This window comes from Neptunicella plasticusilytica (assembly GCF_047922965.1).
Classification (GTDB): Bacteria; Pseudomonadota; Gammaproteobacteria; order Enterobacterales; family Alteromonadaceae; genus Neptunicella; species Neptunicella plasticusilytica.
The window spans coordinates 1,823,965-1,848,116 of sequence record NZ_CP150481.1 but is presented as its reverse complement, the minus strand read 5'-3'; the positions used below and the strand labels follow the sequence as shown (position 1 = coordinate 1,848,116).

Here is a 24,152-nt window from a genome sequence, read left to right as displayed (position 1 = left end):
GTATTATCCTGCACTTTCTTGCTGGCGGGATAAGCGGCTAACCAGCTTTAATCTTATCCCGTCCGGCAATAACGCGACCGCTTTGAGTAATAGGGTTAATCTATACGGGAAATGAATATCAAATCGACTGGATCCCAGTCCCTTAACTATCCGCTTGGCAGCCTCGTCGGCACTGATCAGGAAAGGCATTGGAAAGTCATTTTTAGCGGTTAAAGGCGTTTTAACAAATCCGGGACTGACTAACCTAAGAGAAATATCACTATGCTGTAAATCAGCCTGTAAACACTCGGCAAAAAAACGTAGCGCAGACTTGGAAGCGCCATAGGCACCCGCTCTGGGTAAGGGTTGATAGGTAATGCTACTGGACATCAACACCAGTTGTGCCGTGGCATCGGCGTGATAGACCTGAGAGTTTTTTAGTAAAGGAAGCGCTTTTTTAACCACCTTCAATATAGCAAAGAAATTGGTTTCCATCACCCGTCGAACCAGCTCAATATCCAGTGACGAGGCATCCAGATATTCACAGGTTCCGGCATTAATAACAACCATATCCAGAGAAGGGACAACCCGCCCAATTTGTTGAACGGCGTTATCCAGCGAGTCGTCATCGGTCATGTCCATCGCCAATGGCAAACAGCTACATTGACATTGTTTAGCCACTTCATCTAATACAGGTTTACGTCTTGCCGAGATAAATAACTGGCGACCTGGCTGATCCAGCTCTTTAACCAAGGCTTCACCTATGCCACTGGATGCACCCACAATCCAGATATTTTTCATTTGCTGCAGTTTCATTGCGCATCCTTATTGATCTGCATCAGACCATCCGATGTTTGACAAATTTAACCAGTCTTCCCAACACAGGCACATGTTCATAAAGCAACTGCCCACCATCAAAATAATCGCGATGCATTACAACCTTGTCTTCAAACTGCAAAAAACTGCAGCCGTCGACCTGAATGTTGCGTCCCCCATTTAATCGTGGGTGGGCATAGTCCATTGTCCATCTGGTCATGCCCTGTCCGGGTTCAACGATAAAAGAATGAAAGCTAAACCGGCAATATTGCAGGTTTTGGTAAAGGCTGGCGCAGTATTGCTTGAAATTATCCAGCCCTTCGAGCTGATGAAAGCTGTCTTCGAAATGGATGTGACTGGCGTAAACCTGATCAAACGACGAAGGCTCAAAATCAGGTTTGTCCATTTGTTCGAACAAGGTTTGCACCGCTAATATCAGTTGTCTGCTTTTATTCAGATCAGTGTTCATAATGAAACTCCGGGAAGGCTTCAGACTGCTCGTTGAGCCGCTTAAAACTGGCCTTGGTTTGAGCAACAGCATTAACGTGATCGACTATGGGCAAAGGATAATCAGCAGAAATCGCCTGAGCCACAGTGGGTTGGTGAATCGACTTACTATCCAGATGAGAGAGTTCCGGCACAAATTTACGAATAAAATCACCATCGGGATCAAAACGCCGGGATTGGCGGGTCGGGTTAAAAATCCGGAAATAAGGCACCGCATCGACACCGGTTGACGCGCTCCATTGCCAACCGCCGTTGTTGGAAGCCAGATCACCATCGACCAGATGCTGCATAAAAAAACGTTCTCCCCATCGCCAGTCGATAAACAGGTGCTTGGTCAAAAACATCGCTGTAATCATTCTCAACCTGTTATGCATCCAGCTGGTACTGACGAGTTGACGCATGGCGGCATCCACAATTGGAAAGCCGGTTCGCCCTTCACACCAGGCAGCAAAAAGCTTTTTATCATGGCGCCAGGGCAAGTTGTCGGTATCCGGTTTAAACGGCTTATGTCGACACAAGTCAGGATAGGCGACAATCAAATGCCGATAAAACTCCCGCCAAATCAATTCGTTGATCCAGCTGGATGCGCCCTGATTGCCCGAATCCAGCTCACCGCGATTAAAACGCAATGCAGCATGCAGGCATTGTGCTGTCGAAATAGCACCAATAGCCAGGTAAGGCGATAAACCGCTGGTACCGACAACAGACGGGATATCCCGATTGTCCTTGTACTGGTTAACGGTCTGCTCAAGAAAATGATCCAGCCTATCCAGGGCTTCGTCCTCACCAGCCGGCCATAACAGTTGCCAGCTCCACTCGACATCAAACTGATGCAGCGCATCGATGTCGCTTGTTAGTCCGATCTTTTTTTGAGGTTTTGGAAGAGAATAGGTTTCGCGGCTTAAAGTCAAAAAATTAGCCATAAAAGCCCGCTTAAATGCACTGTAGACTTTGTAACATCCGCCCTGCCCGTTTGTTAACTGTCCCGGCGTGATAATGCACTGATCATGTAGTCCATTGACTGCAATGCCGTTACTGCGAGCCATCTTGACAACCTGACGAGTGCAGTGCATTTCATTCCACTCATATTGGTGGTTAAACAACAGCTGCTGAATTCCCTGTTCATTCACATAGCGCTCCAGATATGCAGGAATATCAGCAAAATATGGGCAGTGAATTATCTGTAACGGCACATTCAGCTCGGTCAGTTGTTGTGACAGTTTCAGCAGCTGTCCTTTGATCAGGGAGCGTTGAGCAGGTGAGCAATCGTGGCTATCCCATTGCTCAGGTGTAATAAAATAGATTGCCTGTGTGGCTCCCTGCTGCATGGCAGTGAACAGCGCCGGGTTATCCCGGGTACGTAAATCGCGACGAAGCCAAACTAAATTGCGCATAACACTCCTTTACTGACAGTCAAATCTAGATAGCATTTTGTAGTCCCAGTTCAAAGGGATAGGCATCCCAAACGGCAGAATCACTGCGCACCTGATATTTTTGGGTGAAAAATTTCAACATCGTCATCGGTACAATCAAAGGAACAATACCTTGACGATAATGTTCAATTATCTGCATCGATTGCTGCTTTTCTGACCCATCCAGGTCATGTCTGAGTATTTTATATATTCGCATTAACAAGTCGGCATAATGATGATGATTAGGCAGTTTTTTCATTGCCTGCATAAAATCACCAATGTAGCGCTGTGCCACAAGGGTTAAATCCGTCGGGTTTGGATCAGCCAGCAATTGCCCTAACTGCTTGCACACCACTTCACTGTGGGCGCGCAATGGCAGTTTATAACGGTGATGGAAAGCTTGTATGGTCGCCATCGACAGATTGGGCAAAACTTCGCTTTGCCATTGAAAATAGGCATACACCTGCAGCATAAAATTTTCACGACAACGGCTATCATTCAGGCGTCCTGCTTCAGTCACAGGTAAATTAGGTAACAGCTGGGTTAACCGCTCCGCAAAAACACCGTTACCACTGGATTTGGGAAAACCTTTTTCGGTATAAAGCGTCGTACTCCCCAGACCGCAAGTGGGCGATTTTTGCATAAAAATAAAACCACTTAGATCTTGTAAGGCGGGAGCGACTTGTTGCGCGTATTGATTGAGCAACGGCGCATAATCCTGTTCAGGGTGATGAGTTTGCAGAACCTTGACCTGTCCACCAGCTTCCACCAGCCGAATTGCCGGGCGCGGGGTCGAAAGACCAATTGCCACCTCCGGACAGATCGGTTTAAAGTCAACATAGCGGGATAATATCTGGGTACAGTAACGCGACTGCTTGTGACCGCCATTATGCCTGACTGCAGCTCCGGTAAGACAGGCGCTAATGCCAAGCAGAGGTTTGTTAGCGGTTGAATGATTGCTGCATTTATCCATTTTGATTGTCCGCTGAAGTATCAAGCCAAAGATGATTAACCCGTTATACGCAACGCAAACCAGAACGGATCACAATGAAAGACCAAATTGCTATTACGCGTTGCACAGCCAATTAGCCTATGCGTAGAATATGTCCCTGTCGCGCCACTCTTTTTCGAGCTGTCCATCTACTTTGGAATTGACTATTGATTGATCAAAACAAGCAGGCTGAACCCGATGTCGAAGCGCTGATTATCGCTATCGCACAGCATCAGGATCGTCATGCTTTTATCCAACTTTTTAATGCTACGTCCGCCAAACTGAAAGGTTATGCGCGTCGATGTGGAGCCAGTGACAGTGATGCTGAAGAAATTGTGCAAGAGTGCTTTATCACTATCTGGAACAAGGCCCAGCAGTTCGATCCGGCTAAGGCATCGGCTATCACCTGGTTATTTCGCATTATCAGAAATAAACGCATCGATTTCTTGCGTAAGGAACGGCCTGAGCAAATTCAGTCTTATGATATTTTTCCCGAGTTTTCAGGACAATTGCTGGAAAGTAGCTTGGAAAGTGATCTGGATCGCAATATCACCCGTATATTAATTGACAGTCTGCCCGACGAACAACGGCAGTTAATTTATTATGTGTACTTTGAAGATAAATCACATAGCGAAATAGCCCTTGCGCTCGATATCCCGTTAGGGACGATCAAATCAAGATTGCGCCTGGCAATGAAGAAACTGGATACCCTAGCAAAAGAAAACATGACATGGCTTATTATCATCCTACTGACGAACTTCTAATCCGCTTCAGCGCTGGCCAGATGCCCGATGCGCTTGGGTTGATGCTGGCCTGTCACCTGGAAAACTGCCCCCAATGCAGGAACCGTCAGAATCTGTTTGAACAGGTCGGAGGGGAGTTACTGCAACATAATGCTGAACTGCCGGTTACTGAAGGGCTGCTCGATAGCATACTGGCAAAACTCGACCAACCAGCTGCAGCGCCGAAGATACAAACACAAAACGCCGTTTCATCTATTATTCCGACGCCATTGAAGCGCTTTGTTGACGGAGATTACGAACACTTGCCCTGGTCTGGCTTTATTCGCGCTATTCAGGAAATTAACTTACCTTTTTCAGATAGCCGCTACACAGCCAAGTTATACAAAATAGCGGCAGGGAAAGAACTCCCGGTACATACACACAGAGGCAACGAATACACCCTGGTGATGCAAGGCAGCTTCTCGGACAATGCCGGACGGTACCATATTGGTGATTTTATCCAGACCGATACCACCACGGTGCACCAGCCTAAAGCACATGACGAGGGGGATTGTATCTGTTTTGCGGTAATCGACGCGCCACTTAAAATGACCGGTTTTTTTGGCCGTATGCTCAATCCATTTTTACGTTGACCTGATAACAACTATTTTTATAACGTAGATTTATCTTCTAAAAAACTAAGGAAACATAATGATCAAGCACGTCCCTAAAGTGACCTTTAAAACCCGCGTACGCAATGATGAGCTGGGGGGCCCCAACCCATTTGAATGGAAAGACTTGACCACTGATGAAATTTTCGCCGGACAGAATGTGGTGCTATTTTCGTTACCGGGAGCCTTCACTCCCACCTGTTCGACCAGCCACCTGCCCCGCTATGAAGAACTTTTTGAACAATTCAAACAGTTAGGCGTGGATAAAATAGTCTGTATCTCAGTCAACGATGCCTTTGTTATGTATCAATGGGGCAAAAGTCAGAATGCTAAAAATGTTTTCTTGTTGCCGGATGGTAATGGCGAATTCACCCGCAAAATGGGTATGCTGGTAGACAAAAGTAATCTGGGTTTCGGAATGCGTAGCTGGCGCTATTCTATGTATGTAGAAGATGGAGAAATTATACAAGCTTTCAGCGAAACAGACTTTGGTGATCTTTGCCCGATTGATCCCTTCGAAGTATCTGATGCGGATACCATGTTAAATTTCTTGCAAAACCGCTAAGTTTATTGACAGGCCAGAATATATCATCTGGTCTGTCATTCTCCGCTTCAATTTATTCTGCGCGTGGCATCCTGATTGTGTAACTTTTATACCCAGCCTGGTTATTTTTTACAACTCACCTTTTCAATCCTCATATCTAATATCAATCCGTATCAACAATTGCCCACTCAGCGAGAATTTAAACGGACTTAATCAAGACGCTTGTATGAAGTAATAGTGGTGCTCTTTCGAATTTAAGCAACGCAGAGTAAGTCCGTTTAAAACTCGTCCGAAGGAAATGCCCCAGCGGCATTTGCTCTGCGTTCTCGCTACTTAAAAGGGAACCACCTTTTCTGCATAGCGACGCCTTGTTCAAATACCGCTGGATGCATTCTGAAAGGGCAATTGTTGATACGGATTGGTATAACCCCTTTGTATCGCCTTTACATAACTGGAACAAAGATTGCAGTGCAGACTATGTAATTAAATCGTATTGAGGAGAGTCTGATGCCTTATGATCGCTTGCATGATTTGCCGGAATCCGTCACCAATGCACTCCCCAGACACGCCCAGGAAATATATAAGGAAGCGTTTAACAGTGCCTGGGATCAATACCGGGATCCGCAAGACCGGCGAGAAGACCAGAGCCGTGAAGAGGTCGCACATAAAGTCGCCTGGGCTGCGGTTAAACAGAGCTATAGGAAGAACGACAATGATGACTGGGTAAAGCGTTAACTGACCAATTTACTGATAATCATCAAGTCGTAATTAATCTTGTTTCTGCGTTAAAACCTTACTTAAGGAGAACAACAATGAACCTGAATGTTATCGATGAGCAACACCCTGGCAAGGTGGCCGCAATCTATGAACAGGAAGCCGCCGCCCAGGAAGCAATCAATTTACTGGTTAACGAGGGACATTTCGCCGTCGACGAAATTAATCTTGTTCACCCCAATGACGACAAGTTCGGCTACAAGGTAGAACCGGATGTCAAAGGTATTCGCGGAACATTGATCAAGTCACACCTGGTGTTTGGTGTGCTCGGCCTGGTAGTCGGCCTGTTTTGCGCGTGGTTGCTGATTTTGAATGAATACGAGTTTGCCACATCAAGCCCGGTTATGATGCAGTCCGCCTTTGCTATTATAGGCGCATTTATCGGACTATTGCTGGCTGGCGTGGTGTCGTTGCGCCCTGATCATGACCCGCTAATTAACAAAACCCGCCACGCCGCAGCACATAATCAGTGGACTGTGGTGGTACAAACCGAAGATCATAGCCAGATTGAACATGCCAGAGCATTGTTAAAACGCACCGCTGTATCGATGTCTGAAACCCTGTAACGTCTTGCTGTAGTCTATCGGAGACAAAAAAGCCGCTAAATTTAGCGGCTTTTTATGTTCCAGTGAACAAGAGCTAGTTTTTGCGTAGTCTGGTTAAACCAAGTGTCATTAACCCGAGTAAAAACAAAGTTAAAGGTGCGGGCTCCGGTACTTGGGCGGTGCCGTAAATATCCAGCTTGGCATCGTACAAATTAAAGTTGTCACTACCAATAGACTCTTCAGCAAACATTAGCGAGAAATTTCTGTTATCCAGCATATTTTGGAAAATAGTATTGCCGGTATTAGTTTCATCAAAGGTAAATTCGCCGGTAAATACGTTGCTTAAAATAGCTTGATCATGATCATAATCGTAACCGCTACCCGAGGATGCGGAAGCGCCCGGTCTTACCATCCAGAATTCCACATTTGGCATATCAACGGTAAACGAAAAAAAGCCGAGATCTATTTCAACTTCATCAATTTCCAGATCAAAAGCGTTACTAAATGTCAGCGTCAGTACAAATTTTTCAACCTCATCAAACTCAATAGATGAAAAATCAAAATAGTCATAAAAACGACCACAGCCGCTTGCTGTATCGTTAATGTTGACCGAATCTGCTCCTAACGTGTCGCAGCTATTGGCTGCATTCAAACTGCTGGGTACATACTGCTGACTACCATAATCATGAGCAATTGAGCCAATTAAAGCGGCTTGTGAAAAAGTGGTTATAAGACTGAGGGTGGTAACTGCGGCAAACTTACTAATCAGGTTTTTCATACTGCTATCCTTGTTAAATTACGACACCAATATCCTGCATGATATTGATAATTCGCAAGTTCAAGAGCAAAGAATGAGCCAGCCTTTTGAAATAGCCGCAATAAAAACAATAAGCCATTGTTTTAAATAAATAAAATTTTAAATACTTAGAGCTACAAGTCCGATAAATGTCGTTTAGATGTAAAATAAATCGACATCAATCAGTACAAAAAATCATCAGGTGTAAACTTGCAGAACAGCAAAAGGCCGCTAAACAGACTTTAGCGGCCTTTAGTTTACTAAGTGATCTCGCTAAAGGTTATTTGGCTAAATCATCAAAGAATTTCTTCACACCGTCAAAAAAACCGGTTTCCTTGGGTCGGTGTTTGGCAGTGTCTTTACCGCTGCCCATCGACTTGTCCAGTTCTTCCAGCAGTTCTTTTTGCTTGGTGCTAAGGTTAACCGGTGTTTCTATCACCACTTTACACATCAAGTCACCAACAGCACCGCTACGTACCGATTTGACACCCTTTCCACGCAGCCGGAACATTCGTCCTGTTTGGGTTTCTGGCGTGATTTTCAGTTTCACTTTGCCATCTAAGGTGGGTACTTCAATATCACCACCCAATGCCGCACGAGTAAAGCTCAAAGGCACTTCGCAGTATAGATTGTTGCCATCACGGACAAAAATATCATGTTCGCGGATATGTACCTGCACATATAGATCACCCGCTGGTGCACCTTGCTCACCGGCTTCACCTTCACCGCTCAAGCGAATGCGATCACCGGTATCGACTCCGGCCGGTACTTTGACTGACAGGGTTTTGGTTTTCTCGACGCGGCCCTGACCGTGACATTTACGACAAGGGTCACCAATAATTTTGCCCTTGCCGGAACAGGTTGGACAACTTTGCTGCACGGCGAAAAAGCCCTGACGCATCTGCACCTGGCCCTGCCCATGACAGGTAGGACAGGTAGTAGGCTTGCTGCCTTTTTTAGCACCGGAACCATCACACTCGTCACAACCGGTTAAGGTGGGCACCCGAATTTCAACATCTTTACCGCGAACGGCTTCTTCCAGGCTCAATTCCAGGTTGTAGCGTAAATCGGCACCACGACGCACCCGCTGGCCACCGCCACCACGACGGCCGCCACCAAAAATATCACCGAACACATCACCAAAGATATCACCAAAATCGGCTCCGCCACCGCCACCACCGCGGTTAGGATCAACGCCGGCATGGCCATATTGGTCGTAAGCTGCCCGTTTCTGATCGTCGATCAGGATTTCATAGGCTTCCTGTACTTCTTTGAATTTCTCTTCAAGACCCTTATCGCCGGAAGTACGATCCGGGTGATACTTCATCGCCAGACGTTTATAGGCCTTCTTGATATCTCGATCAGAGGCGTCTTTGGCTATACCAAGGATTTCGTAATAATCACGTTTCGACATACTAATTCTGTGTCTCCAATATAGATAAATGGGGAGCGCGAAAACGACTCCCCATTTCTATCCACTTATGACTTGTGACAGAAATTACTTCTTGTCGTCGTCTTTTACTTCTTCAAACTCGGCATCAACCACGTCATCATCCTGTGATGAAGCATCTTGCTGCGCTTCCGCACCATCAGTAGCCTGCTGAGCTGCTGCCTGTTGCTGGGCTATTTCCATCAGCTTGGCAGACGCTTCAATCACTACCTGAATCTTGGCTTCGATATCGGCTTTGTCATCAGACTTGTAGACTGATTCCAAATCACTGACCGCAGCTTCGATTTTTTCTTTGTCTTCCGCAGGTAATGCATCACCGGCTTCTTCTACCTGTTTGCGAGTACCGTGGATAATACCGTCAGCCTGGTTACGTACCTGAACCAACTCTTCGAATTTCTTGTCCGCTTCAGCATTCATTTCAGCATCACGAACCATTTTCTCGATTTCGTTTTCGTCCAGACCGGAAGACGCCTGAATGGTAATCTTCTGCTCTTTACCTGTGTCTTTGTCTTTGGCTGAAACGTGTAAAATGCCGTCAGCATCGATATCGAAGGTAACTTCGATTTGTGGCTGTCCGCGCATCGCAGCACGAATACCTTCCAGATTGAACTGACCAAGCGACTTGTTACCAGAAGCTTGCTTACGCTCCCCCTGAAGGACATGAACCGTTACCGCAGACTGGTTATCTTCAGCCGTTGAGAAGGTTTGTGACTTCTTGGTCGGGATCGTGGTGTTTTTCTCGATCAGGTTGGTCATCACACCACCCATAGTCTCGATACCCAAAGATAATGGTGTTACATCCAACAACAATACATCTTTCACATCACCGGCTAATACACCACCTTGAATCGCAGCACCAACAGCAACCGCTTCATCAGGGTTAACATCTTTACGTGGCTCTTTACCAAAGAAGTCAGTGACGTACTTTTGTACCAGTGGCATACGGGTTTGACCGCCCACCAGAATAATATCGTGTACATCAGAAACAGATAAATCAGCGTCTTTCAATGCTTGTTTCAACGGCTCTAACGTAGCTTTAACCATATCTTCAACCAATGACTCCAGCTTGGCACGGGTCACTTTAATGGTTAAATGCTTAGGTCCGGAAGCATCAGCCGTGATATACGGCAAGTTAACTTCTGTTTGCTGGGCCGAAGACAACTCAATCTTGGCTTTTTCACCAGATTCTTTAAGGCGCTGCATAGCCAATGGATCTTTACGCAAATCCATGCCTGAATCTTTCTTGAATTCGTCAACCAGATAAGTGATTAAACGGTTATCGAAATCTTCACCACCCAAATGGGTGTCACCGTTGGTCGCCAGTACTTCAAAGGTGTGCTCGCCTTCTACATCATCAATTTCGATGATAGAGATATCGAAAGTACCGCCACCCAAGTCATAAACCGCAACCACACGGTCGCCCTTTTTCTTGTCCATACCGTAAGCCAACGCCGCCGCAGTTGGCTCGTTGATAATACGTTTAACTTCTAAACCAGCAATACGACCGGCGTCTTTAGTTGCCTGACGTTGTGAATCATTGAAGTAAGCCGGAACGGTAATTACCGCTTCTGTGACTTTTTCGCCCAGATAATCTTCGGCGGTTTTCTTCATTTTTTTCAACACTTCGGCAGAAATCTGCGGCGGTGCCATTTTTTCGCCTTTGGCTTCAACCCAAGCATCACCGTTATCCGCTTTAATGATTTTGAACGGCATAATGTCAATATCGCGCTGAACTTCTTTGTCTTCCCAGCGACGACCAATTAAACGCTTGATTGCATACAAGGTGTTGTTCGGATTAGTTACTGCCTGACGTTTGGCAGGTTGACCGACCAATGTTTCACCATCTTGAGCATAAGCAATAATGGAGGGAGTTGTGCGATCACCCTCTGCGTTCTCAATGACTTTCGCTTTGCCACCATCCAGTACTGCCACACATGAGTTGGTTGTACCTAAATCTATACCAATGATCTTACCCATTAGTTGTTCTCCAAATTAAACTTTAAAAATACTTGTTGATTTAGTGGGGTTATTCTGAACATTTTCAACTACCAAGCTAAAAATATTTGTTCATTTACCAAAACCTTAGGCTTCGGTATCTATCCCACCTTCCGCCGCTCGGGATACCACCACCATCGCGGGGCGCAACAAACGACCATTTAATTCATAACCCTTTTGCATCACGGCTAGTACCGTGTTGGCGGGATGCTCGGCGCTCTCCTGCATGCTCATCGCCTGGTGCAGTTCCGGGTTAAAAGGCTGTCCCTGCGGATCGACAAGTTTGATCCCAAACTTCTCTATTGTTGACAGGAATGATTTAAGGGTTAAATCCACGCCTTCAAGCAATGGTTTAACTAGTTCATTTTGCGCATCAGCCACTTGCAGCGCCCGCTCGAGATTATCGGCGACTGGCAGCAACTCGGAGGCAAAACGTTCCAGCGCAAACTTACGTGCCTTGTCAATCTCGCCTTCAGCACGGCGACTGGTATTCTCCGCATTGGCAATAGCCCGTAATACCGAATCTTTCTGCTCTGCCAACTTGGCTTCCGAAGCCGCCAATGCTTGCTCAAGTTCGTCTATACGCTGTTGCTCAGCAGACAATACCTGTTGTTGCTCAACGTCAGCCTGTTCGATCTGCTCCTGTTCGGACAGGTCTTGTTGAGCCGCTTCCTGCTCTGTCGATTCCTGGGGCTGCTGTTTGTTAGTCATGCACCACTCCATACTTCTTTTTTAAGGGGTTAAATTTAAACGTATTCATCACATAAGGGCCTGCTTATCTTTACGACACATGCCTTGGGATTGCTCTGTTATATAAGGCTATATTTTTGGCATTCAAGCCATTTTGTCATTTTTCTTACCGGGAATTTTGCAATGACCAAGTTGATATTTGCTGTCTGTTCCATGCTATATTCGTCTATCGCTGATAAATTGCCGTATAAATAACCCTTCTACAGACTATAAAGATGAGTAATTTCAAGACAATAGGTGTCATTGGTAAACCTGATGATCCCAACGCCAATCATAGCTTGCTGGCCATTTTGACCTATTTGCGCCAACGTGGTTGCCGGGTAATTGTAGAGCAATCGGCTGCGCGTCAGCTTGACGGCAACGGCTACGATATCGCCGATGTGGTGTCTATTGGCGAACAGGCTGATTTAGCCATTGTAATCGGGGGTGACGGCAGCATGCTCGGCGCCGCTCGGGTACTGGCCCGTTTTAATGTGGCTGTGGTTGGTGTCAACCGGGGCAACCTGGGTTTTTTAACCGACCTCGATCCGGAAGATTTTGAACCGCAACTGGATAATATTTTTGCCGGCAAATTTAAAACCGAACAACGTTTTTTGCTGGAAACCGAAGTCTATCGCCACGGTAAAATGAACAGTCACAATTCTTCAGTCAATGAGGCCGTGCTGCACCCGGGTAAAGTTGCCCGCATGATAGAATTCGAAGTTTATATCGATAACAATTTTGTCTTCAGTCAACGCTCGGACGGGTTAATTATTGCCACTCCCACAGGTTCTACCGCCTACTCGCTGTCTGGCGGTGGGCCCATCCTGACTCCCAATCTGGACGCACTGGTGATGGTACCGATGTTCCCCCATACATTAAGTTGCCGCCCGATAGTGGTCGATGCGAACAGTACTGTTTGTCTCAAAGTTTCGGAAAATAATACCGAAACCCTGCAAATTAGTTGCGACGGCCATGTCACCCTGTCGGTATTACCGGGTGATGAAATACGCATTCGCAAAAGTCAGGATAAACTTTCGTTGATCCATCCGGAAAACTACAACTATTTCAAAGTATTAAGAAATAAACTGGGATGGGGAAGCAAGCTCTACTAAATCTGGCACTAGATAGACTGGCTTTTTTACCTAGTAGCTAAACGGCTCTGGCCCGGTTGTGTCAAATGGGCACTTTCGGCCATCTCAACAGCACTTATCATCTGATTCCTTTTGAAGATGCATCACATTATCTCCGCCCTATTGTCCCGCATCTGACTTCGCCATTACCCCAACCCCATCTAACCAATTGGTAATAACAACAAATAAACCTCATATTTTGGTATTACCAATAATCTTAACCAAGCTAAAGGCACCAATTTTACAAACAGTATTGATTAATATTTAATTGAGTTCCCATTTACTTGCTGTTACTACCGCAACCCAGACACATCACTCCCACTCACATCGTAACATACTGATTAATAAAAATTATTATACAAACCAAGCTAGCCATTCGATAATAAAAATCACATTTGGCAACTCAACAGAAATATATTGGCATTACCAATTTAGAAATTAAATGCAATTAATGTTAACCAATATTATTGACCAATAGGTGTATATGTGGAATATTTTGTAACCACCTTGTAAACACTAAGTGAATGTCAGTGCAAGGAAATGAATAACGATAAATTCGCGGCGAGACATACAAAGCAGTTATTTACGCCGACTCACAGCACCACAGAATGAGGAAACACTATGGGACACAAATTATCAAAAATTGCCTTGGCAATAATATCTGTATCCGCCGTTACGTCGAATTCCCTGGCCCATGCACAACAAACGGAAGCACAAAGCAATGCTGACGAGAGTTTAGAGATCATTGAGGTCAAAGGCATGTTGGGCAGTTTAAAAGCTGCCGCCCTGGTTAAACGCAGCGATGCCCGTATCGTTGATGCTATTGTTGCAGAAGATATCGGTAAACTGCCAGACAACAACATAGCCGAAGCACTGCAGCGTGTGACCGGTGTCTCTATCAGCCGAGATTTTGGTGTAGGTAACTCCGTTTCTATCCGCGGGTTAAAACAAAACCGGGTAGAATTGAATGGCCGTTCCACCGTTGGAGATGGCCGTGAAGGCGTCAGTTTCGATGATTTTCCTTCAAGCTTCCTGAAAACCGTGGAGGTGATTAAATCCCCTACTCCCGAAATGGTCGAAGGTGCGCTGGGTGGCACCATCAGCATGAAAACGGTTCGTCCGCTAGATTTGAAAAAGCCGGTTGCAGCGATGTCTTTTGATGCCGAATACGCTGATAAAACCAACAACACCGCCCCCATCTTTAATGCGTCTGCAGGCACCAACTGGGACTTGGGCGACATGGGTACTTTTGGTGTGATGGGTATGGTGTCTTATCAGGATCGTGAATTGCGCCGGGATCAATTCTTTAATCGTGTTCAAGCCTACGATCACAGCCAGATTAATGCTGATGAAAATGGCGTCGATCACTTTACTACCGGCTCAACTAAAACACCCAGTGGTAAATATCTGGTTGCCGATCAAAATACAGTAGAGCAAAAAACCGAAAAGCGGGAACGTACTGCAGTTAATCTATCATTGCAGTGGGCACCATCAGAAGACGGTTTTATTTATGTTGATTTAAACGCCACTAAACGTTCGGGCTCTCAGGATGCTTATTCCGTGCTGGACATCGGCGGGTCTATAGTGGCAACCGCAGATACAGTTGAAGATGAGTATGGTCAGCTAAATAACTATGTTCTCCAAGGCGCTTACACTATCCCTAAAACCTTGAGTTCGTTTCGCGAAACTGACTCCTATTCCAATGCGATTGGCGGCGAATGGTACCTGACCGACCAGCTAAAAATCTCCAGTGAATTGGCTATAGCACGTTCTGACACCTCTCGTCCTGCGGCGGAATTTAACTTGCGTCCGATTAACCAGTCCAAATGGAACGATTGGGCAACCGACTGGGACGGTTCAGCCTTTAACGAGGCCGATTTGCGCTTTTCCAGCGATGCTACGGTTTACCGTGTCGGGGATAAAATACCTAGTGTTATCTACGCTGACGGACAGATTGCAGCACAACCTGAAAATCTGGCTGTGCGTGACTTTTTTTACGACGATACCCGCACAGAAAATGAAGAGACAGCTTTTCGTTTGGACTTGACCTACTCTGAACCCTTCGGATTGAATTTTGTTTCCGCTTTGAAAACAGGTTTGCGTACCACCAAACGGGATTACCAATATTCAGAATCTTCTTACGATGCCAAAGATTTGTACAAAAGTTTAACCAAAGATGGCCTGCCCTATGCTTTCTGGATTGATCAAGTTGAAGCGGCCTTTCCCGGCAGCGTGCACACCGTTAACCACTCAAACTCGTTTGATCATAGTGGTTTGTCCGGCCAAAATGATTTAACCACTTACCGTGTATACAATGGCGCGTTATTGGCTAATGGGGCTGATGCCTTTAATAAAATCCAGTCCTTTCTGGCAGGCACCAACAAAGCAACCACCGGCAGTCTGACCGATAACTTGTCACCGAATAACGGCGCATATCGGGATATTACCGAGGAAACCTCAGCCTTTTATTTGCAGGCTAACCTTGAGTTTGATGATTTACATATTGTCGCCGGAGCCCGTTATGTTAATACGGATTTATCCTCAACTGTGTATGTGGATGACGAGCTGGTAAACGGTACTCATGATTACGACGACGTGCTGCCCAGCCTTAACTTAACCTACGATCTAAGCGACGAAACCATTGTTCGTTTTGCTGCGGCAAAAGTCATGCGTCGAGCCGATTTCAACCAGTTAAGTCCCGCATTCGACATTGATAATTCGGTCGTCACGGCCTCCCGTGGGGCAATTGACTTGGCTCCTTTCCGCGCCACCCAGTATGACCTGTCAGTCGAGCATTACTTTGGTCAGGGCAATATGGTGTCGGCGGCTATTTTCTATAAAGATGTAGACTCATTTTTAAGCACACAAACCTATTGTGCCTACGATGCTGATGCACTAGCGAGCCAAAATCAGGTGGAATTTCAGAATATCTGCATTCGTCCTGATGCAACCAGCGAAACAGACACCATCGTCACCACCAATGATCCCGCCCAATTTGCCGCCTATGCCGCCGCAAACAGAACAGGCATTGCGACAAGTGTGACCCGAAACGGTGAACAAGGTAAAGTGCAAGGTTTTGAATTGGGCTATCAACAAAGTTTTGATTTTTTAACCGGTATTTGGTCTGGGTTTGGCTTGTCAGCTAATTATACATACGCGGATAGTGAGCAACCCAATGGTAATCCATTGCTGGATATATCTAAAAACACCTTCAATTCGCAAATTTACTGGGAACAGGATGGTGTTGCAGTGCGTCTCGCCTATACCTTCCGTGATCGCTTCCTGGATACTGAAGAAGAGAAACGGGTGGTCACTATCGGCGCAAGGGTATTGGACAATTCGACCAACGATGAAAGCGATCCGGAATATGATCCAACCGCAGGCAATAACTACCGTGAAGATACCGGTCAGCTTGATTTTTCTGTTAGTTGGGACATGAACGAAAACATCACCTTTGTCGGCAATATCACCAACTTGACCGCAGAGCCGATTGTGTTCTCCACAGAGCTTGGCTCCAACTGGAAATATAGCGAATCAGATCGCCGTTTCACTCTGGGTGTACGCGCCAAGTTCTAAACAAGCTCAACTGAAGCAATATAGAGGTTACATCTTTATATTGCTTCACTCCTTTATTATCGACAACACTTGAATTGAATCATGGAGATCAGGCAAATCTCGCCAGCGCCTCTCTGATTTGTTGTCTGTCTTTTTTGTCAACGCTCACTCCCTTACATTCGAGCAACTGGTATAACCTGGGGAGGCATTCAGTAGCTTGACGCGCTTGAGCTGAAATGTCCGACAGTATCCACAATTCAGGTCTTACGGTTCGCTGCCTAAGCACATCCTTAACATCTTTTGGTAACACAGCAAAATGTAGTAACAACTTCCCTAATGCACCAAATATTGGTCTTGCTCCACCGGGAGAGAGCAGTTTTTTTGCTACCATACCATTACCCAGGTTGTATTTGTGTTCACTAAGGGATTTGGCGTTATCTGCAATGGCTTTATTGATTGCTGTCACGGCTGCTTGATCTTGATCTCTTATAGCTTGAGCAAGTTCATTTTTCCTTTCTCGCAAAGGGCCGGCAAGTACTCTTAATTCATTTATTTTATCAATAAAATCTTGCGGCGTTTTTGTACCCGAAAGAGCCGCAGACAGGGCAAATGGCAATTGAATAGGTGCGGACAGTAAATTGTCCTTTGCAATATCGCTATAAAAGCCATCATTAATGTGATTCAGCAGATTGAGGCTATCAGATGATACAAAATTTGCAGTCGACTCGAATAATATCCTCTGAAGTTTCGAACGATAAGCGTTAGAGTGATATGAGACATTTGTGAGATTACTTAGCAATGTGTAAAAGACTGTTCTTACACTGGTTTCGGTAACAAATCGCTCGGTTTTATAGTTATTCAAATGACTGAAATAAGATTCACTTGGATAAAAATTGCCGTTAACTGTTTCCTCTACCGCATCTGAATCTATTGATGAAAAGTACTTACGATAATCACCCGTCCAAAGAAGTGCGTCGGTTGTAAGCTCCAGGCCTGTTATCTTTTGCCAATGTTCAATGAATTGTTTATCTAGTGGTGAACTCTGGAACAAGTCTGGTGTATAACGCTCGGCTTCTCCCCAAGCATTATCGATCATTAAACTAAAATCGTCTTCTTGACCCCAAGGTAACTCGACAATGTTCAAGTTATCAAATAGAGCATTAATTTTTTGTTTAGTTACCTTTTCATTTTGCAAATAGATTAAATTTTCTTCAAAAACCACGGTGTTTATTACCGTTGCTAAATCAAAAATATCGCTGGCTTGCACATGTGCAGATGTACTTTTGGGATCTAGAAGTTCAAAGGCGTTAACTAAAGTTGTATTGTCGACAAGTGCACAAGAATCTAATTCTCCGGTATATTGCTGTGCCGCATTCAGTGCACATTCTTTGTACCAATAATTTTCTGGTCGAGCATCTCTAAGAATGTGGCCTGTACCCAGGTCTGTTGCAGCCAAACACATTAGATAGCGTTCGCCTTCTTCAGAAGGGTGCTGTAAAGAATATTCAATGCCATGATTAATGCGCTTGTGCAGACTTTCCATTTCCAATATCTCTATTGCGTTATTGACTCAAACAATTTTTCCATCGGGTAATATTATTGCTTAAATAACAGGCGCCGGGTAGTCAGTGACATCACTAACCTGATGGAGGAGCATTTATCGCGCTTTGCTGGCGTGATGTATGGCCCGACAAGGCACATTTCGGCGCTGATAAAGTCCACTTAAAAAAATATCGCGATAATAAAAAAGCGATAAAATTTCTTGGCTAAAACTATTAGCATGTGTATATTTACAGTTACTGTATAGATACACAGGATCCATTCATATGCTGAGCCATTTATCTGTTAGACATTTTGCCATTGTAAAATCACTGGATATTGAATTACGAAACGGTATGACGGCCATTACCGGCGAAACCGGCGCAGGTAAATCCATTGCCATCGATGCCTTAGGTTTATGTCTGGGTGAACGGGCAGAAGCCGGTATGGTGCGCCCCGGCGCCGACAAAGCGGAAGTCACGGCTATTTTCTCAATCAGCAAGTTGCCTGCGGCACGCCAATGGCTGGATCAACATGAGCTACTGTCGGATGATGAAAACGAATGTATCATCCGCAGGGTTATTTCTGCCGAAGGACGCTCCCGCGCCTTTATTAATGGTTCTCCTGCCCCGCTACAACTGCTCAAATCATTAGGGCATTACCTGGTCAGTATTCACGGTCAGCACGCCCATCAGCAGCTGCTTAAAACCGATCAGCAACGTATTCTGCTAGACCATTTCGGCCAGCTTGAGCAACCACTAAAACAGGTTAAATCCGATTTCCGCCGTTTGGGAGAACTGAGTAAACAATACCGCGAACTCGAATCGACCCAATCACAACGGCAGGCTCGCCGGCAACTGCTCGAATATCAGGTTAGCGAGCTGGATGATTTTGCTTTACAAGAACACGAATTTGCCGAACTGGAGCTGGAATATAAGCGTCTGAGCAACTCACAAACACTGTTGGAACAAAGCCAACTGAGTTTTCACCAACTCTATGCTGACGAGGAAGTTAACGCCCTGTCTTTGGTACAAAGCAGTATCGATAAATTAACTGACTTGCAGGATAGCGACCCACGCCTGAAGCCAATTACCGAGTTACTGATGGAGTCGTCCATCCAGATCAGCGAAGCCGCCAGCGAGTTGCGCAATTATCTGGACGAACTGGAGATTGATCCTGCCAGCATGCAGCAAATCGAGCAACGTTACGATATGTGTATGGATCTGGCGCGCAAACATCAGGTTAAACCGGAAGCATTATATGACCTGCATCAGCAGTTATCGACCGAATATAAATCGCTGCAACAGGATGATGATCTGCTGGAAGATATGCAGCAACAACTGGAACAGGCCAATCAGGCCTATCGTCAGGCGGCGCGGGAACTGAGTCAGTTACGTCAGCAAAAAGCGCAAGCGCTGGCAAAACAGGTAGAAGCGCAAATTCATAAAATGAATATGTCGCAGGCCCGCTTCGAAATTGCGGTTAATTTTAACCAATCGGCCGAGCCACAGGCTAATGGTCTGGATACTATCCAGTTTAAGGTCGCAACCAATCCCGGTTTACCGCTGGATAGTCTGGAAAAAGTAGCATCAGGGGGTGAGTTGTCACGTATCGGGTTGGCTGTTCAGGTTATCAGTTCCGCCAGTCAGGCTATCCCCAGTATGATCTTTGACGAAGTGGATTCCGGTATCAGTGGCCCTACTGCGTCGGTGGTGGGCAACTTATTACGCCAATTGGGCGAAACCACCCAGGTTATTTGTGTGACCCACTTACCGCAGGTTGCGGCCAGAGCCAACAACCAGCTGTTTGTTACCAAATTTACCGATAATCAGACTACCGAAACCAATATGCTGGAGCTTAATTGTGACGAGCGCGTCAACGAGTTAGCACGGCTGCTGGCTGGCGACAGTTTAACCGATTCGGCGATTGCTAACGCAAAAGAGCTATTAAGCCTGAACTAACCTGCAGTTTTACAATCAATTATACCAATCCGATATTAATTGATTGAGCTATACCGTACATCTGGGTTAGGATGCGTGCTCGCAGGAGAAGCTATTAGAATGAAGAAGTACCAAAAGATACTATGTGCCGCATTGACCGTATTGGGTTTGCAGGCCTGTTCCGGATTTATTTATCGTATTGATATCCCGCAGGGTAACTATCTGGAACAAAAAGATGTCGACAAATTACGTATTGGCATGAGCAAAGAACAGGTCATTTATGTGTTAGGCCGTCCGGTTGTGAAAGACTCTTTCGATCATGATACCTGGTATTATGTTTATTCAATGAAACGGGGCATGTCTGATAACAATTTCCGCAAAGAAATGAATATTTTCTTTGAAGATGACAAAGTCGCCAAAGTGACCGGTGATATGGAATTATCCGAAGATTTTAATACGCCACTGGAACAATAATTCCACCGCGGATTAACTAAAAAGCCTCATATGAGGCTTTTTTAATGCGTGTTGAGAAACCTTAATCAGTTTTCTTTTGTGGATTGGGCCGTCCACCGGTGACTTTATCGGCTCTACCCTCGTCCTTGGCTTTTTCAGCCCGCCGGCGTCTGGCTTCTTTGGGATCGGCAATTAAAGGCCGATAAATTTCAATACGATCACCGTTGCGAGGTTGATCCGCCAACTTACAGGCACGGTTCCAGATACCCACCTTGCTGGTTTGCAAATCAATATCCGCAAAACGCTTTAAAATACCCGAGGCTTTAATCGCCTGTTCAACTGTTGCGCCCTGCTCTACTACGACTTGCAGCAACGCCTGCCTGTCAGGTAAGGCATAAGCTACTTCCAGAGAAATTTGCTGGTCAGTCACAATAAACTTCTCCTGCGCGCTGCACAAAGGCGTCGACCATTTTGCTGGCGATAGAGCTAAACACTTTGCCAAATGCCATCGCGACAATTTTATTGGAAAACTCGAAATCTAAATTCAGTTCGACTTTACAGGCATCCTCCGCCAGCGGGGTAAATGTCCAGCCGCCACTGAGTTGGCTAAAAGGCCCGTTGACCAATTGCATGGTAATCGACTTTCCCGGCTCCAGGGAGTTGTCGGTGGTAAACCATTGGCTAATACCGCTTTTGGCGATTAATACCGATGCACGCATTTGCTGTGCCGACTCACTGACTATTTTTGTTTCAGTGCAGCCGGGTAAAAACTCCGGATAATGCTCTACATCATTGACTAACTGATACATCGCCTCAGCACTGTGTTGCACCAGTGCACTGCGAACAACTTGGGGCATGTTTGCTCCTGATACCCTATATACTGATATTCAGGCAATGGTATCATGCTCTTGGCAAACGCCAAATTAAACAAATAAAGACAAAATCCAATCAATCAGTATAATGCGCCCCCATGAGCAAAAAGAAATCCAATTCAAACACTAGCGGCACCATCGCGCTGAATAAAAAAGCCCGCCACAACTATATCCTGTCGGATAAATTTGAAGCGGGGATTGAACTACAGGGCTGGGAAGTCAAAAGTATTCGCGCCGGTAAAATTAATTTAACCGATGCCTATGTGGTATTCACCAAAGGTGAAGCTTACCTGCTGGACTGCCAGATACAGCCGCTTAATCAGGCTTCCTCCCATGTAGTCTGTGATCCAGACCGACAAAAAAAACTGCTACTAAAACACCGTGAGCTGGACAAACTGATGGGCAGCCGTGACCGTCAGGGCATGTCCATTGTTGCCACCGCCATGTACTGGAAAAAATGCTGGGTTAAAGTCGAAATTTACCTGGCCAAAGGTAAACATGAGCATGACAAACGCGATGCGATTAAAGATCGTGACTGGGCGCGCGATAAAGAACGGATGATGAAACATAGCGCTTAGAGCGTGTTGAACATTATCTGGAATTTTTTGATTAAACATCAGTCGAATAAACAAATAAATACAAAAAGGTGACGCTTAGTGAAGCGTCATTATGTTAGAATAACCACGTGCTTGAGATTCAACTATTCCACAAAGACTAATCGGGGCTGATTAGGATTCGACGGGGTACACGAAACCCAAGGTGCATGCCGAGGAAGCAGTTGGCCTCGTAAAAAAACTGCACTTTAAAGTAATCGCAAACGACGATAACTTCGCTCTAGCCGCTTAATAACCGGTTTGGAGTCCTTCCACTCTTGTCTTGCCTGCTGGCAGAGGTTCGGAAGGTCATACTCGCAGGATCGCGTGGATACTTCGCTCGGAGTTGAAGCGTTAAACTTAATCGAGCTCGCTACCTGAAATCCTGTCTGTCGGAGTTCAACGTAGTTAATTAAAAGACCAGACTAAGCATGTAGTACTGAGGATGTAGGTATAACGGACGCGGGTTCAAATCCCGCCAGCTCCACCAAATAAGAAAGGCTCGCCTTGTAGTTTAGGCGGGCCTTTTTTATTTCATGAGCCGGGATTGGCTTGAACTCGCGTAGCGGGTTCACAAATTGGTCGGGAACCAAATTATTCGATACATCCTTGTATCTCACCTGCGTCGCAGGCCAGCTAAAGCTGTTCTGCATTATTCCCGATAATGCTTGGTGAACGCACTTTAGTGCGGCCCGCCGGGCGAAATACAGGGATGTATTTCGTAAATCTCGCCGTTGTGCTCCAACCTTTCTACCTACTCCCAAGGAATCAAGCAGGTACTTCTCATTTATCGCCGGTAGGTGAATGAACCCGAGAGCGGGTTCACAAATTGGTCGGGAACCAAATTATTCGATACATCCTTGTATCTCACCTGCGTCGCAGGCCAGCTAAAGCTGTTCTGCATTATTCCCGATAATGCTTGGTGAACACACTTTAGTGCGGCCCACAGGGAGAAATACAAGAACGTATTTCTTAAATCCCACCAATCAATATACCCTGCAATTTGCTTTTTATTTAATTTGGATTTGAACCATTTTATTTCCTAAAGATACTTATCAAGCTAGTGTTGCAAAGGCTAAGAGTCATAAGAAGCCTTGCTCAAAAAGTTACAGTCTATAGGGGAGGCAACGACTAGATATAGGCTCAGCATAGTTATGGAAATGATTCTAAATCTTCCAAAGGGTAAATATTACGGATAATATTAACCAAAGCCACGGCTTAGCGGCTTTTTCTTGGCAACATGGAGACGATGATGGGAAGCGAACTTATAAACATTTGCTACAAGGGTGATAGCGGTGAGTCTGATATTAGGACAATTAACGTGAACGATGTTGTACACGTATCATTGTTGGACGTTTTAAAGACTCTGTCACGGGAAAATAGTGAATTAGGCGATAAAAATAGATACATTGCTATGCCTAACGTGCTGAAAACTCTATCTTCAACTTTAGAAGAAGACGAATATATTAGAGTTCCCGTTTCGGAACCAAGATTTGATGGGGATGAAGAAATGTTTGTAACACATCCCGGTCTATATAGAGTAATTTCAAGTGATAAAAGTCCTGCTGCTAAAAAGTTTCAAAAGTGGCTTTTCCATGAGGTTGTTCCTTCTATAGTAAAATTTGGAATCTACCCTCCCCCCACTGAATCAAAAGGCTCGCTATTATCTCAAATGGCTGAGATGTTAGCCCAAAACTCCAGACATCTTGCAGATACAATTGCTAAACACGAGCTATTAGAAGTTGCAGTGACAGATGTAAAAAACAAAGTCGGTAGCCTTGAAAACCGAGTTCTTACAATGGAATCACAACAGCATGATCTATCAAATTTTATTACTGTAGAAGAACAACTAGCCCGCAGAGGCATAAATTTGACTGACAATGAGTTAGACGATGTAGTTGCGTGGTGTGAAAATATTAACCTTAAATCGGAGTTTCAACGGATTCCTTGTCCCACAAACCATCGACTTAAAGCGAGATTCGCGATATCCGTTATAGATAGCGCTTATTCGATGTTTGATAGCCTTAAAAAGAGCTAAAAAAGCAATCATAGATAACTTATCCATAATGATTAATAGTATTTCTCATGCATTCAATAAAGCCGTCACTAGGCATCATTTAGCCTAGAAATTAAACT

At 45.2% G+C, this 24,152-nt stretch carries 21 protein-coding genes, 1 other RNA gene and 1 pseudogene; 12 read left to right on the top strand and 11 right to left on the bottom strand.

The features are described 5' to 3' along the window. Positions 1-3: 3 nt before the first annotated feature. Genes V1467_RS08055 through V1467_RS08040 form a run of 4 tightly spaced genes read right to left on the bottom strand, consistent with a single transcriptional unit; the run spans position 4 to position 3,687 of the window. Positions 4-795 carry an SDR family NAD(P)-dependent oxidoreductase gene (locus tag V1467_RS08055; RefSeq protein ID WP_416308277.1) on the bottom strand — a complete coding sequence of 264 codons (792 nt, stop codon included), beginning with the start codon at positions 793-795 and terminating at the stop codon, positions 4-6. 22 nt (positions 796-817) lie between these two features. Then, entirely contained in the window at positions 818-1,264 is a 447-nt protein-coding gene (locus V1467_RS08050; RefSeq protein WP_416308276.1) for a nuclear transport factor 2 family protein, read from the bottom strand. Then, positions 1,254-2,696, bottom strand: a complete 1,443-nt coding sequence (gene phrB / locus V1467_RS08045) for a deoxyribodipyrimidine photo-lyase (protein ID WP_416308275.1) — start codon at positions 2,694-2,696, stop codon at positions 1,254-1,256. Before phrB ends, V1467_RS08050 begins: the two co-directional genes overlap by 11 nt. A gap of 25 nt (positions 2,697-2,721) precedes the next feature. Further along, the gene (locus V1467_RS08040; protein ID WP_416308274.1) at positions 2,722-3,687 is read right to left on the bottom strand and encodes a YbgA family protein; all 966 of its coding nucleotides are present in this window, start codon (positions 3,685-3,687) and stop codon (positions 2,722-2,724) included. Between the two features lie 185 nt (positions 3,688-3,872). Here V1467_RS08040 and V1467_RS08035 point away from each other — a divergent pair, with 185 nt between their 5' ends. The 5 genes and pseudogenes from V1467_RS08035 to V1467_RS08015 all read left to right on the top strand — a co-directional run bounded on the left by V1467_RS08035 (position 3,873) and on the right by V1467_RS08015 (position 6,982). Beyond that, complete coding sequence (locus tag V1467_RS08035) at positions 3,873-4,469, top strand: sigma-70 family RNA polymerase sigma factor (protein ID WP_416308273.1); 597 nt, start codon at positions 3,873-3,875, stop codon at positions 4,467-4,469. Next, the gene (locus tag V1467_RS08030) at positions 4,436-5,080 is read left to right on the top strand and encodes a ChrR family anti-sigma-E factor (RefSeq protein ID WP_416308272.1); all 645 of its coding nucleotides are present in this window, start codon (positions 4,436-4,438) and stop codon (positions 5,078-5,080) included. Before V1467_RS08035 ends, V1467_RS08030 begins: the two co-directional genes overlap by 34 nt. Positions 5,081-5,138: 58 nt before the next feature. Then, positions 5,139-5,651: pseudogene (locus V1467_RS08025) on the top strand (peroxiredoxin); the annotation flags it as partial. 498 nt (positions 5,652-6,149) lie between these two features. Then, complete coding sequence (chaB, locus tag V1467_RS08020) at positions 6,150-6,377, top strand: putative cation transport regulator ChaB (RefSeq protein ID WP_416308271.1); 228 nt, start codon at positions 6,150-6,152, stop codon at positions 6,375-6,377. A 77-nt stretch (positions 6,378-6,454) separates the two neighbouring features. After that, positions 6,455-6,982, top strand: a complete 528-nt coding sequence (locus V1467_RS08015) for a hypothetical protein (protein ID WP_416308270.1) — start codon at positions 6,455-6,457, stop codon at positions 6,980-6,982. A 73-nt stretch (positions 6,983-7,055) separates the two neighbouring features. Here V1467_RS08015 and V1467_RS08010 read toward each other — a convergent pair whose 3' ends face one another. The 4 genes from V1467_RS08010 to grpE all read right to left on the bottom strand — a co-directional run bounded on the left by V1467_RS08010 (position 7,056) and on the right by grpE (position 11,913). Further along, positions 7,056-7,739, bottom strand: a complete 684-nt coding sequence (locus V1467_RS08010; protein WP_416308269.1) for a hypothetical protein — start codon at positions 7,737-7,739, stop codon at positions 7,056-7,058. A gap of 298 nt (positions 7,740-8,037) precedes the next feature. Beyond that, positions 8,038-9,171, bottom strand: coding sequence for a molecular chaperone DnaJ (gene dnaJ / locus V1467_RS08005; protein ID WP_416308268.1), 1,134 nt, complete (start codon positions 9,169-9,171; stop codon positions 8,038-8,040). An 84-nt stretch (positions 9,172-9,255) separates the two neighbouring features. Continuing rightward, positions 9,256-11,184 (bottom strand): molecular chaperone DnaK, encoded by a 1,929-nt coding sequence (gene dnaK / locus V1467_RS08000; protein ID WP_416308267.1) that lies wholly within the window; start codon positions 11,182-11,184, stop codon positions 9,256-9,258. Positions 11,185-11,289: 105 nt separating this feature from the next. Then, positions 11,290-11,913 carry a nucleotide exchange factor GrpE gene (grpE, locus tag V1467_RS07995; RefSeq protein ID WP_416308266.1) on the bottom strand — a complete coding sequence of 208 codons (624 nt, stop codon included), beginning with the start codon at positions 11,911-11,913 and terminating at the stop codon, positions 11,290-11,292. A 254-nt stretch (positions 11,914-12,167) separates the two neighbouring features. Between grpE and nadK the strand changes: the two genes are divergently transcribed. Further along, positions 12,168-13,046 (top strand): NAD(+) kinase, encoded by an 879-nt coding sequence (gene nadK, locus V1467_RS07990; protein ID WP_416308265.1) that lies wholly within the window; start codon positions 12,168-12,170, stop codon positions 13,044-13,046. 639 nt (positions 13,047-13,685) lie between these two features. After that, positions 13,686-16,640, top strand: coding sequence for a TonB-dependent receptor (locus V1467_RS07985; protein WP_416308264.1), 2,955 nt, complete (start codon positions 13,686-13,688; stop codon positions 16,638-16,640). A gap of 88 nt (positions 16,641-16,728) precedes the next feature. On the opposite strand, the gene V1467_RS07980 is transcribed toward V1467_RS07985, so the two are convergent. After that, entirely contained in the window at positions 16,729-18,162 is a 1,434-nt protein-coding gene (locus V1467_RS07980) for a hypothetical protein (protein WP_416308263.1), read from the bottom strand. Between the two features lie 283 nt (positions 18,163-18,445). Between V1467_RS07980 and recN the strand changes: the two genes are divergently transcribed. Continuing rightward, positions 18,446-20,119, top strand: coding sequence for a DNA repair protein RecN (gene recN / locus V1467_RS07975; protein ID WP_416308262.1), 1,674 nt, complete (start codon positions 18,446-18,448; stop codon positions 20,117-20,119). Between the two features lie 99 nt (positions 20,120-20,218). Continuing rightward, complete coding sequence (locus tag V1467_RS07970) at positions 20,219-20,572, top strand: outer membrane protein assembly factor BamE (protein WP_416308261.1); 354 nt, start codon at positions 20,219-20,221, stop codon at positions 20,570-20,572. A gap of 61 nt (positions 20,573-20,633) precedes the next feature. On the opposite strand, the gene V1467_RS07965 is transcribed toward V1467_RS07970, so the two are convergent. Both V1467_RS07965 and V1467_RS07960 read right to left on the bottom strand, forming a co-directional pair. Beyond that, positions 20,634-20,981, bottom strand: coding sequence for an RnfH family protein (locus V1467_RS07965; protein WP_416308260.1), 348 nt, complete (start codon positions 20,979-20,981; stop codon positions 20,634-20,636). Next, positions 20,974-21,408 carry a type II toxin-antitoxin system RatA family toxin gene (locus V1467_RS07960; protein ID WP_416308259.1) on the bottom strand — a complete coding sequence of 145 codons (435 nt, stop codon included), beginning with the start codon at positions 21,406-21,408 and terminating at the stop codon, positions 20,974-20,976. The genes V1467_RS07965 and V1467_RS07960 overlap by 8 nt, the downstream gene beginning before the upstream one ends. 113 nt (positions 21,409-21,521) lie before the next feature. Between V1467_RS07960 and smpB the strand changes: the two genes are divergently transcribed. The 3 genes from smpB (at position 21,522) to V1467_RS07945 (ending at position 24,054) form a co-directional block, all read left to right on the top strand. After that, positions 21,522-22,001, top strand: a complete 480-nt coding sequence (smpB, locus tag V1467_RS07955; RefSeq protein ID WP_416308258.1) for an SsrA-binding protein SmpB — start codon at positions 21,522-21,524, stop codon at positions 21,999-22,001. Positions 22,002-22,143: 142 nt separating this feature from the next. Continuing rightward, positions 22,144-22,506: a transfer-messenger RNA gene (gene ssrA, locus V1467_RS07950) on the top strand. Positions 22,507-23,265: 759 nt separating this feature from the next. After that, a complete protein-coding gene (locus V1467_RS07945) occupies positions 23,266-24,054 on the top strand; it encodes a BRO family protein (protein WP_416308257.1) in 789 nt (262 codons plus the stop codon). Positions 24,055-24,152: the final 98 nt, after the last annotated feature.

Coding starts and splice junctions, on each gene's coding strand:
- V1467_RS08030 (WP_416308272.1), top strand. CDS start 4,436: ATGGCTTATTATCATCCTACTGACGAACTTCTAATCCGCTTCAGCGCT.
- V1467_RS08055 (WP_416308277.1), bottom strand. CDS start 795: ATGAAACTGCAGCAAATGAAAAATATCTGGATTGTGGGTGCATCCAGT.
- V1467_RS07980 (WP_416308263.1), bottom strand. CDS start 18,162: ATGGAAAGTCTGCACAAGCGCATTAATCATGGCATTGAATATTCTTTA.
- grpE (WP_416308266.1), bottom strand. CDS start 11,913: ATGACTAACAAACAGCAGCCCCAGGAATCGACAGAGCAGGAAGCGGCT.
- dnaK (WP_416308267.1), bottom strand. CDS start 11,184: ATGGGTAAGATCATTGGTATAGATTTAGGTACAACCAACTCATGTGTG.
- recN (WP_416308262.1), top strand. CDS start 18,446: ATGCTGAGCCATTTATCTGTTAGACATTTTGCCATTGTAAAATCACTG.
- V1467_RS08040 (WP_416308274.1), bottom strand. CDS start 3,687: ATGGATAAATGCAGCAATCATTCAACCGCTAACAAACCTCTGCTTGGC.
- V1467_RS07970 (WP_416308261.1), top strand. CDS start 20,219: ATGAAGAAGTACCAAAAGATACTATGTGCCGCATTGACCGTATTGGGT.
- V1467_RS08010 (WP_416308269.1), bottom strand. CDS start 7,739: ATGAAAAACCTGATTAGTAAGTTTGCCGCAGTTACCACCCTCAGTCTT.
- V1467_RS07960 (WP_416308259.1), bottom strand. CDS start 21,408: ATGCCCCAAGTTGTTCGCAGTGCACTGGTGCAACACAGTGCTGAGGCG.
- smpB (WP_416308258.1), top strand. CDS start 21,522: ATGAGCAAAAAGAAATCCAATTCAAACACTAGCGGCACCATCGCGCTG.
- nadK (WP_416308265.1), top strand. CDS start 12,168: ATGAGTAATTTCAAGACAATAGGTGTCATTGGTAAACCTGATGATCCC.
- V1467_RS07985 (WP_416308264.1), top strand. CDS start 13,686: ATGGGACACAAATTATCAAAAATTGCCTTGGCAATAATATCTGTATCC.
- chaB (WP_416308271.1), top strand. CDS start 6,150: ATGCCTTATGATCGCTTGCATGATTTGCCGGAATCCGTCACCAATGCA.
- V1467_RS08050 (WP_416308276.1), bottom strand. CDS start 1,264: ATGAACACTGATCTGAATAAAAGCAGACAACTGATATTAGCGGTGCAA.
- V1467_RS07945 (WP_416308257.1), top strand. CDS start 23,266: ATGATGGGAAGCGAACTTATAAACATTTGCTACAAGGGTGATAGCGGT.
- phrB (WP_416308275.1), bottom strand. CDS start 2,696: ATGCGCAATTTAGTTTGGCTTCGTCGCGATTTACGTACCCGGGATAAC.
- V1467_RS08015 (WP_416308270.1), top strand. CDS start 6,455: ATGAACCTGAATGTTATCGATGAGCAACACCCTGGCAAGGTGGCCGCA.
- dnaJ (WP_416308268.1), bottom strand. CDS start 9,171: ATGTCGAAACGTGATTATTACGAAATCCTTGGTATAGCCAAAGACGCC.